This is a genomic window from Thermoplasmata archaeon (assembly GCA_035532555.1).
In the GTDB taxonomy this organism is placed as follows: Archaea; Thermoplasmatota; Thermoplasmata; order Lutacidiplasmatales; family UBA184; genus Lutacidiplasma.
This window is the reverse complement of the sequence record DATKQS010000001.1, coordinates 1-12792: the sequence shown is the minus strand read 5'-3', so window position 1 is coordinate 12792 and position 12792 is coordinate 1. Positions and strand designations below refer to the sequence as shown.

At 64.2% G+C, this 12792-nt stretch carries 10 protein-coding genes; 6 read left to right on the top strand and 4 right to left on the bottom strand.

Annotated elements, in window-relative coordinates:
* The first annotated feature begins 251 nt into the window (after positions 1 to 251).
* Positions 252 to 599 carry a DUF202 domain-containing protein gene (locus VMV28_00050; GenBank protein ID HUZ79007.1) on the top strand — a complete coding sequence of 116 codons (348 nt, stop codon included), beginning with the start codon at positions 252 to 254 and terminating at the stop codon, positions 597 to 599.
* Between the two features lie 93 nt (positions 600 to 692).
* On the opposite strand, the gene VMV28_00045 is transcribed toward VMV28_00050, so the two are convergent.
* Positions 693 to 1787, bottom strand: a complete 1095-nt coding sequence (locus VMV28_00045; protein HUZ79006.1) for a divalent metal cation transporter — start codon at positions 1785 to 1787, stop codon at positions 693 to 695.
* Positions 1788 to 2124: 337 nt separating this feature from the next.
* Here VMV28_00045 and VMV28_00040 point away from each other — a divergent pair, with 337 nt between their 5' ends.
* From VMV28_00040 to VMV28_00020, 5 genes are all read left to right on the top strand, one after another.
* Entirely contained in the window at positions 2125 to 2844 is a 720-nt protein-coding gene (locus tag VMV28_00040) for a hypothetical protein (protein HUZ79005.1), read from the top strand.
* A gap of 306 nt (positions 2845 to 3150) precedes the next feature.
* Entirely contained in the window at positions 3151 to 3915 is a 765-nt protein-coding gene (locus VMV28_00035; GenBank protein ID HUZ79004.1) for a (5-formylfuran-3-yl)methyl phosphate synthase, read from the top strand.
* Positions 3912 to 4196: a sulfurtransferase TusA family protein gene (locus VMV28_00030; protein HUZ79003.1), complete on the top strand. Its 285-nt coding sequence runs from the start codon at positions 3912 to 3914 to the stop codon at positions 4194 to 4196. The genes VMV28_00035 and VMV28_00030 overlap by 4 nt, the downstream gene beginning before the upstream one ends.
* Positions 4197 to 4233: 37 nt before the next feature.
* Positions 4234 to 5211 carry a dihydrodipicolinate synthase family protein gene (locus VMV28_00025; protein HUZ79002.1) on the top strand — a complete coding sequence of 326 codons (978 nt, stop codon included), beginning with the start codon at positions 4234 to 4236 and terminating at the stop codon, positions 5209 to 5211.
* A gap of 119 nt (positions 5212 to 5330) precedes the next feature.
* Complete coding sequence (locus tag VMV28_00020; protein HUZ79001.1) at positions 5331 to 6653, top strand: citrate synthase; 1323 nt, start codon at positions 5331 to 5333, stop codon at positions 6651 to 6653.
* A gap of 751 nt (positions 6654 to 7404) precedes the next feature.
* Here the strand turns inward: VMV28_00020 and VMV28_00015 are convergent.
* From VMV28_00015 to VMV28_00005, 3 genes are all read right to left on the bottom strand, one after another.
* Positions 7405 to 9798 carry an HAD-IC family P-type ATPase gene (locus VMV28_00015; GenBank protein ID HUZ79000.1) on the bottom strand — a complete coding sequence of 798 codons (2394 nt, stop codon included), beginning with the start codon at positions 9796 to 9798 and terminating at the stop codon, positions 7405 to 7407.
* 546 nt (positions 9799 to 10344) lie between these two features.
* Positions 10345 to 10929 carry a hypothetical protein gene (locus VMV28_00010; GenBank protein HUZ78999.1) on the bottom strand — a complete coding sequence of 195 codons (585 nt, stop codon included), beginning with the start codon at positions 10927 to 10929 and terminating at the stop codon, positions 10345 to 10347.
* Between the two features lie 667 nt (positions 10930 to 11596).
* Positions 11597 to 12598, bottom strand: coding sequence for a recombinase zinc beta ribbon domain-containing protein (locus VMV28_00005; protein HUZ78998.1), 1002 nt, complete (start codon positions 12596 to 12598; stop codon positions 11597 to 11599).
* Positions 12599 to 12792 lie beyond the last annotated feature (194 nt).

Here is a 12792-nt window from a genome sequence, read left to right as displayed (position 1 = left end):
GAGGAATATACGGCATCCGATCGAAAAGAGCCCTGCGGTGTCGACGGGAACCGACTCCCTCCGTTCTCACGAGGCTTTTGCTGACTGCGGTCCCGTGCGCCCCCGGGTTTACTCCGGACAGTCGTTGAGGCGCTCGACCCGAGTGGACCGACCGTCGGCAAAGTGCAGGAGGATCCTCTCGTCCGTTGACGCACCCGGTGAGGGACGCCCCGGTTCCGAGAGCGTTAAGTCGAGGGGTCGATAGGCCTTACATGCCCGGCGCGCCGACCGACCACCTGGCCAACGAACGGACATTTCTTGCCTGGGTTCGCACCGGTATCACGATCATCGCCCTCGGCTTCGTCGTCGCGCGGTTCAACCTACTGATCCGGGAGCTGGGCGGGAACGGGGCGTCCTCCCCGTACGCGAACGCCTTTGGGATCGCGCTGGTGCTCCTGGGTGCCGTGCTGGTGGTCCTCGCGCAGCTACGTCAGCAGAGCGTGCGCGCCGCCTTGGAGTCCGGGCGCTTCGTCGACTCCGACCGACTTCTCTGGCTCGTTACCGTGGCGATGGTCGTAGTCGGCGTCGCTCTTTCCATCTACCTGCTGGCCACGCCTTAACGGAAGTGTCTCATATCGCTCCCGGGCGTTCCCGGGTGCTTCTCGCGGTCCCGCTCGATCGCGCGCGCCGTTCATGAAGCTCGCACGGAGACTTCAGAGTAGAGCGATGACCCCGCAGAACACGATGGAGGACAGGCTGACCCAGTACGCTGCTTTCCAGAATCCCTGGGAAGCCTCGTTCCCCATGACGCGTTTATCGCAGGCCAGGGTCCCCACGAGAATGCCCGGTCCGATCAGGATGAACACCAGCAGCACCATGAGCACAAGCACCAGAGTGAGTGGATGGGGATACAGGAACGGGATGATCACCGCCGGAACGCTTTCCGCGGTGTAGATCCAAAACGCTCGTGCGCGAGGGAGCCCAAGAGCTTCGACCACTCCCCACGCACTCCCCAAGGAGATTACCACGAGGGCGAGAAAGGCTGCCGCCACGAGCCCCACCGCGAAGGCGTACAGGAGGAACCAACCCCCGACGGCCGCGAAGGCGGCCGCCACGCCGCTGGTGGTGAACAGGTCCGCGGTCACGGGCATTCCGGCACCGAGCATCAGGAACGCGACCATCAGAGTCTCGCTCGCCACCGCACCAATGAGAGTCTCTCGCCGGACGCCTCGAACCGTTGACCCCACCTTCTCCGCCGTGGCCGAGGACTGGTAGAAGAGCATGAACGGCATGACCACCGCGCCGGCGTTGGCGGCCAAGAGGAAAACGAAAGAGGGGCTCGTTGAGAGGTACACCGGATTGTCCGGCAAAACGCCCCGTACCATCAGCGCCGATCCCACGGTGACGATGAAGACGGCCGAAACCGCCAGCAGGATTCGCTCGAGCCAGACGTATTTCCCCCGGGCGACGAGGCTGATGTGGACGACGAAGGCAACCGGCAGCGAGAGGTAAAACGGAACGCCGAAGAGCCCGAGGGCGAGCGCGATCGCGGCGTACTCGGCCACGTAGCTCGCGACGTCGGCGACTGCGACCGACAGCGCGATCGCAAGGCTAGCCCGACGGGACCGGGTCTCTCGAACGAGTTCCCCCAGACCTTTCCCGGTGACCGCTCCGATGCGCCCGGCGGCTTCCTGCACGAAGAATAGGGGCACGATCAGAAGAAGAAGGAACCAGACGAGGTCATACTGATAGGCCACTCCCGACTCGAGCCCTGTCAGGATGCTGGCGGCATCGACGTCGGCGATCATGACGAGCCAGGCGGGTCCCCACGCGTGGAACCAATTCCGGGAAACCCCTGGTTCGACCGTTTTCGTGGGGACCTCTCGGGGGGCCGACACCGGTACCGATGTATCGGCGACCGGCACGTTCGAGACCCCTGGTCTGTGAACTCGGAGGTGAGTATTTAGTCGTTATGTATGTGACTACGATACCATTAAGTTCACAGTAAGAATATGCGTACTAAGGGGGTCCGCTCACAGTTCGACCATGGCACGCAAACGCACGGCCGCGACTTCGTGGGTCCAACTGTTCCAAGCGTTAGCCGCCCGGGAAGGGGTAGAACACCTCGGATTGTCGTCTCGCCGGATGGCCGAACTCCTCGGGCTTGCCCCCTCGGCCATTTCCCAATATCTTTCGGGGAAGCGGTTGGAGCGAGGGTTCCCGCAGTTCTCCACCGACGAACGCGCCCCGGCGATCATTCGTCCCGCAGTAGAGCGTCTCATCGCGGCCCATGGAGAAGGACGGGGACCTACCCGAATCGTGCTGGAGAGCGCCGCCTCGCTTTCGGAGCTCTCCCGCTCCCCGGAGCGGCCTTCCCGGGCGACCTTACCTCACGACGAGACCGCGATTCCGATTCGACAACTCACCAAACAGCTGCGCCTCCGAGTAAGGGCCGAGCAGGTGGCCGTGACGCAGTGCATGCGCTTGGCTCAGCGCGCCGGCGACGAACTCACCCGGACAATCCTCAGACAGATCGCCTCGGACAGCCTAAGGCACGCCGAGATCGTCGCGTCGCTGGGTCCGTACATCGAACGGGGGGTCTTTGGGGCATTCGTGGCCGGTATCACTCCCAAGGAGATCGAGGTGCTCATCGAGGGGGAGCGACGCGCCGAGGCCCAGGCCGACACGGAGCTAGCCCGCCACCTGAGGGGGACGATGGCGATCTTGGTCGCCAGCATGGAGGCCGACGAGCGGAAGCATGCGGACCTGCTCCAGGGGTTGTTGACCTCGGGGTTTCGGCCGGAGTCCGGCGGGCGGGGACCGTCCGGGCGAACGCCGCGACGACCGGGTCGCGCCGGCCACTGAGGCTTCCGCCCCGAGAAAGCCGGTGAGGAGCCGACCGACCGTTTCTAGCGTTGAAAGCGGACGGCATCCAGGGCACTCCGCATCCATTGAGGTCAAGTTCAGTTGACGAGGAGGCTTTACTCCAGATCCCTCCTAATAGGCCTCGGTGGTTAGGGTGCCGGGTTACGTAGCCTCGCCTATGGTGCGAAGGGTCGGGTCGGTGAATCTCTCTGGAGGGGCCAGCCACGGGGTAGGCCTCCCTTGTTGGTCCGAATTCGAACTCGGGACGCGCCGGGGACCGCCCGTAACCCGCCAGGAAGGTGTGCGATGATGCTGATGGTCAGCGTCCAGAATCTCGAGGAGGCACGCGAGGCGGTCGCCGGAGGGGCCGACATCGTGGATGTGAAGAACCTGCGCGAAATGATGGTGGGGTCGAACTTTCCCCCGGTTATTCGAGAGGTCCGGAACGCCTTTCCGAAGCAGATCCATGTGAGCGTCACCCTCGGCGTGGCACCGAATCAAGCAGGGACCGTGGCCCTGGCGGTCTATGGTGCCGCGGCTCTGGGCGCGACCTCCGTGAAGGTCGGGTTCGTCCAGAGTGACTACGCGACCGCGCTACGGATCCTCCGGGAGAGCCGACGCGCGCTGGAGGGATCCGATACCAAGCTCATCGCCGCGACGTTCGCCGACAGTCACCTCTATGAAGGAATCGACCCCACGCTCGTGGTGAAACTTGGCAAGGAGAGTCGGAGCGATGGCATCCTCATCGACACGCTCATCAAGGATGGGCGAAATCTCTTCGATTTCATCCAAGAGCCCACATTGAAGGACCTCGTCCTGGAGGCGAAGGAGGCGGGCATGAGCACGGCGCTCTCGGGAGCCCTCAAGGTGACGGACCTTCATGCCCTCGTTCGGATCAATCCCGACATCGTCGGAGTTCGGGGAGCGGTGTGCACGAACGGCGACCGCGAGAGCGGAAACGTCGTCGCCTCCGCGGTCGCGGCGCTTCGTGACGAACTCCAGCGACGGCTGACCGGGAAGGTCGATGTGTTTGCTAAAGTGGAACCTTCCGCGCCTCGAGTCCTATCATGAACTCCCCCACCGTCGCCTTCACGGTTGACGGAACGTTGAGGTCGTGCAAGGGAGCGATCGCTCGACTCGAGCAGAAGTTCGCCGACCTTCCGTCGGGTAGCCTAGCCCGGGTCCGGGTGGATAATGTCCCGAATCGGATCGACGTACGTGCCTGGGCGGATCGGAAGGGGCATCGGATTGTGGACGAGGTGCGCCGGGGTGAGGAGTACGAGTTCCTCATTGCGAAGGGTGGGGGCCCCGGAATCCCGTCGATTTCGGGGATAGTGATCGGCTCGCGCTGAGTTTGGCGCCCGGCGGAGGATTCGAGCGGGGGGATTCATGCACTACACTCGGTCCGAGGCGAAGGCGTGGGCTCGAGAGAAGCTCGTCGGCCAATGGACGACGATGATCACGCCGTTCACGGCCGCGGATGAGCTCGACGAGCAGGGGCTCGCCGCCAACATCGAGCATGTCCTTCGTCTCGGCACTCGAGGCCTCGGCTTCTCCTGGAATATGGGGGAATTCTGGAGCCTGACCCGGGACGAACGGTACCGCCTGATGGAGCTCGCTCCGCGTCTCGTCCACGGTCGGGCGCTCGTGGCGTTCCAAGTGACGGACACCTGTCTCAAGGACATTGTCGCCATGGCGCATCGTGCCGAGGAGGTCGGATTCGACTTTGTCATCCTCGCCCCGCCGTATCTGGTGACGAAGACGGAGGAGCAGGTCATCGATTGGGTCTCCCGTGTCGCCGAGCAGGTCGACATCGGCATCGCCTTCTACAACTCGCCGCAGTTCGGGACCGTCCTTTCGGCGAAGGCGATGTCCCGGATGGCCGACCTCGGGACATTGATCGCCATCAAGGAGGCGAGCTTCAACCTTCAGCTCTCCCTCGACACCCATCTCGAAGCCGGCGCGAAGGCGGTCGTCAGCATGCCGGACGAGGAGATCTTCTTCGTCGGGGAACCGTACGGCATCCACCAGCAGGTGATGTTCGCGAACACGAGCGACTGGCGATTCGATACCCCGTCCTCGAACCACTACGTTCGATTCATCGACCTCGCGACCCAGGGACACTGGGACGAGGCGCGGTCGGTGTATGCGAAGATCCGACCCCTCAAGGCCGTGTCGCGCAAGTGGTGGGGACGGATCGCCGGACGTACCGGCGGAGCGTTGCCGGTCCAGATGGTGAAGTTCTGGGGAGAGCTTATGGGAATGGCCGGTGGGCCGGTTCGCGCTCCGCTCCTCCCCTTGACCCCAGCTGAGCGCGAGGAGATGCAACGCGACCTTGCGCACCTAGGCCTCACGAAGCCGCCGTAAGGACGATGGGAAGTCGCACCATGCTCCAGTTCCAAGGCGTCTCAGGGTTGGCCGGGCTTCCTTTTCGGGATTGAGATTCCAACCACGCGCAGGATCGAACGAAAGCAGGCGGAAGTCGAATGGTGGCGAAAGGGGAGTCCGGGAAGCGAGCGGAGAAGAGAACGAGCCGAAGCGATTCCTTGACCGTCCGGGACAATCGGACCCTGAGGGAGTACGTCTTGCCGCTGGAGCGAGGGGCGCTTCGGGCGACGGAGCTACGCCAGATCAAGGTCTCGGAGACGGACCCCGGGCTGCTGAGTTACGACCCCGCCTTCCAGAACACGGCCTCCTGCCAGAGCGCCGTGACGTATCTCGACGGCACCGCCGGGATCTTGCGCTACCGAGGTTACCCGATCGAGGAACTGGCGGAGAAGAAGAGCTACCTCGAGGTGGCGTACCTCCTCATCCACGGAACACTCCCGCGCCCGAGCGAGCTCGCGGATTGGACGCACCAGATCACCTACCACACGATGGTCCATGAGAACGTGAAGAAGTTCATGGACGGGTTCCATCACGACGCGCATCCCATGGGGATGATGGTGAGCACGCTCGCCGCCCTATCCACCTTCTACCCCGAGGCGAAGCAGGTTCACGACGCGACTCTTCGGGAGCGCCAGATCCACCGCCTCGTCGCGAAGATCCCCACGATTGCCGCCTTTGCCTACCGCCACTCTATCGGCATGGCGTACATCTATCCGAGCAACGACCTCGGCTATGCCACCAATTTCCTCGCGATGATGTATCGGCCTTCGTGGACGACCCACTACGACCCGGACCCGGTGCTCGCAAAGGCCCTGGACACGCTCTTCGTCCTCCACGCCGACCATGAGCAGAACTGCAGCACGAACGCGATGCGGATCGCGGGGAGCTCCCACGCAGATCCGTACGTCTCCTCGGCGGCGGCGTCGGCAGCGCTCTACGGACCGCTCCACGGAGGGGCCAACGAGCAGGTGGTCCGGATGCTCCAAGAGGTCGGGTCGAAGGAGAACATCCCGAAGTTGATTCGCCAAGTGAAATCCGGCAAGCGTCGCCTGATGGGTTTCGGGCATCGCGTCTACAAGAGCTACGACCCACGCGCGCGGATCATCAAGCGGGTCGCCGACTCGGTCTTCTCCGTCACCGGGCGCAACCGGCTGATCGATATCGCCCTCGGGCTTGAGGAGGTGGCGTTGTCGGACGACTACTTCATCCGGCGGCACCTGTATCCGAACGTCGACTTCTACTCGGGGATCATCTACCAGGCAATGGGCTTCCCGACCGACATGTTCCCCGTGCTCTTTGCGATCCCCCGGATGTCCGGATGGCTCGCCCAGTGGCAGGAGATGCTGCTGGACGAGGAGCAGAAGATCGCCCGGCCACGCCAGCTCTACGTGGGCGCGAGTCTCCGACACGTTCCGGGGTAACCGTAGCCGGCCGTCGGAGCCGATCGACTCGCCCGACCGCTTTCATCCGAGGGCGATCGAGTCCTCGGTCGCGTCCGGGTCGTCCTCCCCCGAACTTTCCTCGCACATGAACGGCGATCCCTGACATGGATGGGCCGTCTTGAACCCCTCGGAAAGTTAACGACAATCGGCGGGGTTCACTCGCAGGAGTGGAGCATCTCCGCCTCACCCGGGGCGATGGGACACGGAGGGGTCAAAATGTGCGAACGCCCACAGAATACGAGGACCTGGACTCGCAGATTTCGACCACGGCGGTTTACGTCGGCGACGACCTGACGGCACTGCGGCGATCGACGACGCGGTGACCGCGTGGCTCGCCCCAATGATACGGCAGCTCGTCTATGGAAAAACCGGCGGAAACGGGATCACGGAGCAAAGGCGGCATCTGTACCAGCGATCGCTCGCCGGTATGGCCAGGTGGCCGTAGTACGCCGCTTTCCGTCCTTTACCTCAGTGGAGATTCCGCCTGTGAGCCGATCGGCACCCGGCTCGCGATGCACCGCATCGATTGCCGTCCTGAAATCGATCCCGTCAAAGGTAGAGCGAAGTGAGAATCGGACTTGGAGTCGTTACGGAGTCGCCGGTCCTACTGAAAGGGGTGCCTCCGCCGGTCGTTCTTAGAACGCCGATACACTTGGTCCGGAGGAGATACCGCCGTAGTTCGGAGGCATCTTACGGCGCTCCCGTCCGGCTCTCCGCCGAGGAGAGAGGCTCACGCGTGAACCGCTCCCGAGGAGAACCGGTCGTCGGGCTCCTCGGTGACTCGGAAGAGCCAGAGCTTCAAGCGGTCGAGCGCCACCGCAGTCCCCACGACCGCGCCGAGCACGGCGAGCAGGATAAGCGGCGAGACCGGGGCCATCAACACTCCGAAGATGGCGAGGATGCTCAGCACGAGGAGGTCGAGACCGGAAGCGAGGAGGAGGGTCCGGCTGGGCCAGGAGTTCCAGAACGGGCCCCGTTCCCGGACCAAGTAGAGGGTCGCCTGGGCGGAGAAGACGAGGTACAGGAACACGACCGTCTGAAGCGTCGCGAGCGGCCATCGAACGACATCGACCCCGACAAAGACGATGGCGAAGGAGAGGGCAAGCCATCCGGACGCGATCGCGACTCCGATCACCACCATACGGCGGACGTTCCATCGGTCCGGACCCCGAGCGGTCCGCGCCCGGTCCGTACCGACCGAGATCATCACAAAGTCACCGGCGAAGATCATGAGCAGGACGAGGAACGGGGTCGTGAGGAGCTGTCCCGTAATGAGGAAACCGACGCACAGTAGCGTCACGAGCTGGATGTTTCTCGAGATCTTGTTGAGCATCCAGGTGAGCATGCGCCGGTACACGCGTCGTCCTCCTTCGACCGCGTTGACGATCCCTCCGAGCCCCGGGCGAGTGAGCACGATCTTCGCCGATGCTTTCGCCACATCCGTCGCATTCGAAACCGCCACCCCTACCTCGGCTTGCCGCAGCGCGGGGGCGTCGTTGACCCCGTCCCCGGTCATCCCGACGATCCGTCGGCGATCCTGGAGGGCACGCACGAGCGTGAACTTGTCCTCCGGGTACATCCCTGCGAACCCCGCGAACTCCTCCGAAGCCCGGGAGAGGTCCTCCCGGCTTCCGACCGGCCCATCGAGCCCTAGCGAGCGACCGACCGCACGGGCCGTCGTGATCCCATCGCCCGTGACCATGACCACGCGAATGCCCAACTCATGAAGCGTGCGGATCAGCTCGGACGCCTCCTCGCGGATCGGGTCGGCCAGCGCGACGGCTCCCACGGTGCGCAGTGCCCCTACGGGCCCCTTTCCAACGGCGAGGATTCGGTAGCCCTGGGATCCCCACTCGTCTTGGAGCGCAGCCAGCTCGGCCGGCAGCGATGCGATCACGCCGATCGCGGCCGGTGCGCCCAGGACCACACGGATCGCCTCTCCGTCCTCTCGGATCCAGGCCTCGGACCTTTTCGCTGCCGGGTCAAACGGAACGAACTGAGTGCGGTCCGGGTGCGGAACCCTTTGTCGGCGGGCGGCGTCGAGGATCGCGATATCGATCGGGTCTTGGGTGGATTCGTCGCACGCTGCGGCCGCAAGTGAGAGGACCTGGTCGGATGTCAGATCTGTGAACGGCCGCAGGTCGGTCACCGTTTGTCGGTTTTGGGTGAGCGTCCCGGTCTTGTCCGCGAAGAGAAGATCCATGCCCGCGGCGTCCTCCACCCCCGACAGCCCGGTGACCAGGACCCCTTCCCCGGCCAGCCGACGCGACTCGATCGCGGAGGCGACCGTGAACGTGGCGGGCAGAGCGACGGGTACCGACGCGATGAGTATGATCAGAAGGAACGGGGCCAGGAAGAACAGGTTTGTCGCTTGGACCAGGCCATCGCCAACCACGAGGAGCGCAAGCACGGCGTCCGCGACGATGAGATAGCTCACGACCTTGAACATGAGGTCCTGGAGGTGGCTGCGCGCGTGCGCCGAACGAACCAGCTCGGCGGTCCGACCGAAATAGGTGCGAACACCGGTGGCGGTGACCTCGCCTGTCGCCTCGCCTCGGCGAATCACCGAGCCGGAGAACACCGACTGGGCCGGCCCCCGGGAAATGGTGGTCGATTCTCCGGTCAGCATCGACTGGTCGACCTCGACCGAGCCGTCCACGAGGTGGGCGTCCGCGGGCACGATGTCGCCCATCCGGATGTGGAGCCGGTCACCGGGAACGAGGTCGCGGGCGGGAAGAGTGCGCCAGGTCCCGTCCCGCGGGACTCGCGCAAGGACCTGGAGACGCTCTCGTAGCATCTCCAACGCCGCACGCGCCCGTTGCTCCTGGGAGACCGAAAGCAGGCCATTGAACACGAGCAGGCCGGCCAGGATCGCCGCCGAAGGGTAGCCGCCGATCGCCAGTTCGAGCACGAACGCCACCTCCAGCATCCAAGGGACCGGCCCCCACAGCTGCGCGGCGATTCGGTGAAGCGTGCGGGGTCGTTCGGTCGGAACCTCGTTCGGGCCGAAGACTCCCAGACGGCGCTGTGCCTCGTCGGAGCTGAGCCCCTCCGCTGGGGTCCGAGAGAGAGGCGCCGGGACCTGCGTGGGCGACGTGGCGCCCGAATACTTCCTCCCGCCCATGCGCTCTCCTCCCGTACGAGGCTTGAAAGGCGGGGAAGGTTCACCCCGTACGATCGAGACCGTGAGTGCGCCTTGCCTCACATATCTTTCGCCGAAGAACGAAGGATCGGGGGAGACGCCTGGCCCGGCAGCCCTACCGGTGCTCCTTCGTTGATCATCAACGCGCCGTCGCCCTCGAACCCCTCGCCCTGGGTCGCCGCCCGCCACGCAGCCGGGGCGCCCTACGTCCTAGGATTCGTACCACCCACCTCTTGGCGTCCCCATTCCGACGAGCCAGCGGAGCTCCGGACGCGTCCCCATCGACCGGATCATTCATCGGGTGGGGGTTGGGCAAGCGGAGACGACGGCTGGACTGACCGTTTTCGATTCCCCGGATCCGAAAGGGTATGGGACCCGCGACTTCGCTATCCTAACGACACACGGCGCTTTAGAAAAGGAACGAGTCCCCAACGAGAAATGAGCCCTGTCGGATTCGAGCCGACGACCTGCCGGCTATCCGCGGGTTCGTCCGATCGACATGCCTCGGTCCCCAGTGGGCGCACCCGTTCATGCCGGTGAAGGTGGGCCCGCGAACTGGCCCGTCCGGTCGAGGTAGGCTTGGACTTTCTCCCGAAGCGCCAGCGCGTCCTGCTGGCCTCGATCGAGCGTGTCGGTCCACTCCCGGGCGGCCTCCGGCGTGAAGTGGGTGGGGAGGCACGTTTGGGCGTAATCCTCCTCGAACCCCTCCCACGCCAGTTCGGCCTGGGCTTCGCCGATCAAGACGAGGCCGAGGAGTCCTCGGTATTGGTTCACCTGGTAGTTGTGGCTGTTCCACACCGCGCGAATCACCTTGAGGCGATACTTTCCCCGGTTGGGATCGCCCTCGATCTCGATGAGGGGAAGTGCGCAGCGGTCCGGATGCTCATCGCTCTGACCCGCGAGACGAATCTGGTTGATGTGAAGGTCGTGCAATCGCTCAAGGTAGGTCTCCCAGAGGTTGAGCCCATCCTCGACGGTCTGGAGGGGGATCTCGCGGCCCTCTGTGAAGTTCCGGCCGAGCGCCTGCAACCGATGGAGCAGGGGTTCGAGGATCTCTTTCCGTTCCGTTCTCAGGCCGGCCTGCAGGCGAGCGACGAGGTCCGCGACGGGCACCGTTCCTTTTGCCTCCGGTGCTCGCTGAACCGACTTTCGCCAGCGCTGCCGGTGAAGCACGGGTTCGGTTTTCCGCTTCGCGAAGGCGAACTCCTTGGCGAGGAAACGCCGTGCTCTCCTCGTTGGCTTCGGCGTCGACGGGGTAGCGCTCGGAGGAGACATGTTCGACGAAGATCTCCTAGGCCGAGCACGGTGCGTTTCCGTATATCTCTATCCCCGAGAGTTCGATCCATCCTTGGCTCCAGACGGTTGATCTACGGCGATTCTACGCTGCGTGGGCAGAGTACTGAGACGAACTCGGAATCGATGGCGAGCCCGTTCCCGGCGGCCCATTTCCCTCGACCAGCCGGTGGTCGATGGGCTCCTCAGGCGACTCTCGGCGTTCGAGTTCCCTGATCTCGGGGAGAAGGATCTTATCGTGGGGAACGCCTCATGCCAAGCCCCGCGGGATCGTTCCCTGTACTTCTGGAGTGCGGTGAGGTGGGCCCCGGTCAACACGAGGGGCGGCCACCACCACAAAAGGAAAACTGGGCGACCATTTTGGACGTCGAGGGCTGTCTGCTCTCTAACGCCGGAAGCGCGAACGCGACGAACTCGCGCCGTGAGCGCCGACACCACCGCGAGCCCACAGGCAGGCCGCGCATGGGCGACGAGCCAACCCACTGCATCAGACTACTCCAGGCCAACCCGGGGCGACCGGGGTGGCGATGAAGGCACCACTTCTTCCTCGGGGGCGGCTCCTCCCACCGGAACGCCCCGGGATCCCGTGAGCCGCACGGATCCACCTCACGGCGGACAGTGTGAACCGTCTTCGAGTCGAGGTCAGGAGTCCACGTTGGTTGAGCACTTGCGCGGTCTGGGCATCGCCGTGACTCGGTGCCAACTCCTGGATTTGACGCACTATTTCAATGGGCGTCATACGCTCCTTCTGGTTGAGGGGCCTCGGGACCGAGAGAGTCCGGGTGACGCCTCCTTTCAACCGGACATGCACCGACATGATAGGGAGGCTCGGTGAACCGACCAGGGTTACATCCTCGATGATCAACCGCGCCATGCGTTTCTTTTCCCGATAGGGAGTGCGGGGGTCCCGCCAGAGCGCTGCGAAGCCCTTGGGCAGAGCCTGAAGAGCCGTCTGTTGCTCCCGAGTCATCTCGGACTTCGCACTGGCCCCAGCCGCCTCGCAATCCGCTTCGACGCGGGAAAGCGCCTGGAGCTTCTCGTTCCACACCTTCTCCAAGGTGGAGGCCACCAGGCGGTTCTCCGGATCGACGAGAAGGTAGCGCCGATGGGCCAGATCGGTCTCGTAGCGCGCTCGGTCCACCGACTGTCGCCGAAGACGGTTCGCGACATCCTCCCGGACCTGCAGCTCGCGCTGGACCTCAACCGCGGCGGCCACGGCCGCGGGAGTCACTATCTCTACCAGAAGATTTCCCACGGCCGCATCAATAGCTTCCCCGTTGGTTCGTTGATAGACGGGTCTTCCTCGCTCGATGTGCTCCGCGTCGCAAGTGTAGATCGGGACGAGGCCACGAGAGGGCCTCTGATAATTGATCGTCATGAAGCGACCGCAGAGCCCGCAGATGATCAAGCCCTGGAGCAGCGCCGGTCCCTCGCGTGCAGGCCCCCGGGACCGTTGGGGTTGCCGAGGACAGTTCGATTGAAGGAGCATCTCGTTCCGCTCGAACTCCTCTTGGGAGAGGTATCCCGGATGCGTGTTGGGTAGTGACGTGTACCCTCCCGGTTTGTACAGGTAGGTAGGGGGCGGTGGGGGGAGGGAGCCCTTCCCTTGCTCGGTCTCTCTCGTCGTTCATGCTTTCGCTTCCTCCTGTTTCTTCTTCTCGTACTCGATCGGCGTGAGATAGT

Excerpts from the sequence above, each read along its gene's own strand:
- VMV28_00050 (HUZ79007.1), top strand. The coding sequence starts at position 252 with ATGCCCGGCGCGCCGACCGACCACCTGGCCAACGAACGGACATTTCTT.
- VMV28_00045 (HUZ79006.1), bottom strand. The coding sequence starts at position 1,787 with ATGATCGCCGACGTCGATGCCGCCAGCATCCTGACAGGGCTCGAGTCG.
- VMV28_00040 (HUZ79005.1), top strand. The coding sequence starts at position 2,125 with ATGGCCGAACTCCTCGGGCTTGCCCCCTCGGCCATTTCCCAATATCTT.
- VMV28_00035 (HUZ79004.1), top strand. The coding sequence starts at position 3,151 with ATGATGCTGATGGTCAGCGTCCAGAATCTCGAGGAGGCACGCGAGGCG.
- VMV28_00030 (HUZ79003.1), top strand. The coding sequence starts at position 3,912 with ATGAACTCCCCCACCGTCGCCTTCACGGTTGACGGAACGTTGAGGTCG.
- VMV28_00025 (HUZ79002.1), top strand. The coding sequence starts at position 4,234 with ATGCACTACACTCGGTCCGAGGCGAAGGCGTGGGCTCGAGAGAAGCTC.
- VMV28_00020 (HUZ79001.1), top strand. The coding sequence starts at position 5,331 with ATGGTGGCGAAAGGGGAGTCCGGGAAGCGAGCGGAGAAGAGAACGAGC.
- VMV28_00015 (HUZ79000.1), bottom strand. The coding sequence starts at position 9,798 with ATGGGCGGGAGGAAGTATTCGGGCGCCACGTCGCCCACGCAGGTCCCG.
- VMV28_00005 (HUZ78998.1), bottom strand. The coding sequence starts at position 12,598 with ATGCTCCTTCAATCGAACTGTCCTCGGCAACCCCAACGGTCCCGGGGG.